This window comes from Intestinibacter sp., assembly GCF_051866655.1.
Classification (GTDB): domain Bacteria; phylum Bacillota; class Clostridia; order Peptostreptococcales; family Peptostreptococcaceae; genus Intestinibacter.
The window spans coordinates 1-2314 of record NZ_JBJDXL010000512.1 but is presented as its reverse complement, the minus strand read 5'-3'; the positions used below and the strand labels follow the sequence as shown (position 1 = coordinate 2314).

General features: G+C 36.9%; 2 protein-coding genes. One reads left to right on the top strand and one right to left on the bottom strand.

Annotated elements, in window-relative coordinates; all coding sequences use genetic code 11:
• Nucleotides 1-426: 426 nt before the first annotated feature.
• The gene (locus ACI3VO_RS15345; protein ID WP_439758751.1) at nt 427-1887 is read right to left on the bottom strand and encodes a UbiD family decarboxylase; all 1461 of its coding nucleotides are present in this window, start codon (nt 1885-1887) and stop codon (nt 427-429) included.
• A gap of 123 nt (nt 1888-2010) precedes the next feature.
• On the opposite strand from ACI3VO_RS15345, the gene ACI3VO_RS15340 reads away from it, so the two are divergent.
• A partial coding sequence (locus ACI3VO_RS15340; RefSeq protein ID WP_439758750.1) for a LysR family transcriptional regulator occupies nt 2011-2314 on the top strand: 304 nt, incomplete at its 3' end.

Genomic DNA, 2314 nt, shown 5'->3' with positions numbered 1-2314 from the left:
TCCACTTGCCCCAGTCGCGCCGACTATGATATTTTTCGCCATTTTTCAATCTCCTTACATTTTTTAAATTTGATTATTATTTTTATAATTATATAATTTGACTATATATCCTAATCATGTAGCCCATTGTTCATATGTTAAATGACTTTGTGATGGATATTATTACTAATTGACCTTATCCACAAATAATCAATTTAAAATTTGATAATTATTGATTAAATCATATTTCCAAGGCCATTATTTTATAAATATAAATCACAAATTCCTTAAACATATTTATAATGGTCTACGTTTGCTACCATCCTTATGTAGGATATAATTTTTTATTTTCCGATTATTATTTATTTTGTGTATAACTTTTTAATTTACGATTATCTTTATATTTTTTATATTGTTTTATTTGTGTATAATTCTATTTTTATTTATCTATTTTAGCCAGTTCTCTGGATCTACTTCCATAAATCTAGCTCTCTTGAATCTATCCTTTTGGTCAAATGGTACAGTACAGTCGAAAATAGTTTTGCAGGCTATACCGTGGTCTCTGATGCTAGGTGAGAAGCTTGGGTCGTTTGATGGATCTAGCGGATGGCATCTAACTCCTGGTATAGTTATCACATCGACATCTCCTTGGAATCTAGTGTTCATCGCCCATAGCACGTCGTTCATATCGAAGCAGTCCACGTCTTCATCTACTATAAATATATTTTTTAGTTCGCTAAATGCAGAGAATGCTAGTAGTGCTGCCTGTCTTTGGCGACCTTCATCGCTTGCTACTGATTTTTTAAATTGAAGCACTGCCATGTATTTTCCGCCGCCTGCTGATGAGCAGTATACGTTTTGAAGTCTGCCTGGCATTGCTTTTTCTACCATTCCGTAGATGCTCGCTTCTGTTGGAATTCCTGCCATAGATACGTGTTCTTCGCTTGGTCCTATGCATGTTTGCATGATTGGATTTTTTCTGTGAGTTACTGCTGTTACCTTTATTAGCCAACATTGGTCACTCGCTGGTCCTGTATATCCTGGGAATTCTGGCATTGCGTATCCTGTGTTGCTGTTTTGGTCTTCTTGTACTCTTACGTTAGGGATTACTTCTCCTTCGATTACGTATTCTGCGTTTGCTATTGCTCTTTCATTTACAGTTAGGCAATTACAAAGCTCTACTGCTTCTCCTCTAAGCGCTCCAGCAATTGATAGCTCGTCGAATCCAAGTGGTGTAGTAGGAGGCTCGAAGCAAGATGCGATTTCTATAGCTGGGTCTACACCTATGCTTATTGAAATAGGTAATTTTTGACCTAGCTGTTCTGCTCTCTCTGCCATAGCCCCTATATGTCTAGCTCCTGGTGTGAAAAATATAGATAATTCGTCCTTACCTTGGATGCATAGACGGTGAATTGTGACATCGCTGCAGCCTGTGTCTGGATGGCTCGCATAGCACATTCCTAGAGTTATGTATGGACCTGCATCGTCTGGTGTATTAGTCGGTGCTGGTACTAATTTATATAAATCGAAGTCTTCATCTGTAGCTTTATGCACAACTTGTTGGCATAGAGGCTCCTTATCTGTAAGCACTGGTTGGATTGGGTTATCCACACTTTTATATAATAATTTTCCTAAATTTTCTGGTTCTGTGTCTAAAAGCGCTGCAACTCTCTTACGACTGGCTAAAAGTCCGATAAGAACTCTCGCATCTGGATGACCCTTTACATTGTTGAAAATCATAGCTGGGCCTTCCTTTGTAGGTCTTTGAACTGTTCCACCTGCTCCAACATAGCGATATACCCCTGATAATTCTGCCATCGGATCTACTTCTACATCTGTATCTATCAATTGATTCGGCATAGATTTCAATAAATCTAATGCACTTCTTAAATCTCTAACTTTACTCATTTGTCCACCCCTGTTTTATTCAAATATTTTCTTATTTAAGTTTAAACTCAACCCTATAGAAAATCAATTCGACTTATGTTATAATTCATTCAAAAACTGAAACATAGGAATTGGAGGAAAAATATGACTTTTGAACAATTAAACTACTTTATCGCTGTTGTGGAAAACGATACTTATTTTGATGCTGCTTATCAAATGAATATATCTCAGTCTAGCTTATCTAAACAAATTATGAAGCTGGAAAAAGAGCTAGATATGGCGCTTTTTGATAGAACCTCTAGAAGTGCTACTCTGACTGAGGCTGGAGAGTTTTTTTATCGTGAAGCCAAGGAATTGGTAAATCACTACGAGCAGACATTAGAGCGAGTTAAAGGCTTCAAGGCGACAAACGAAAACAATCTACATATAGCAGTGCTTCCAATTCAAA

Excerpts from the sequence above, each read along its gene's own strand:
- ACI3VO_RS15345 (WP_439758751.1), bottom strand. The coding sequence starts at position 1,887 with ATGAGTAAAGTTAGAGATTTAAGAAGTGCATTAGATTTATTGAAATCT.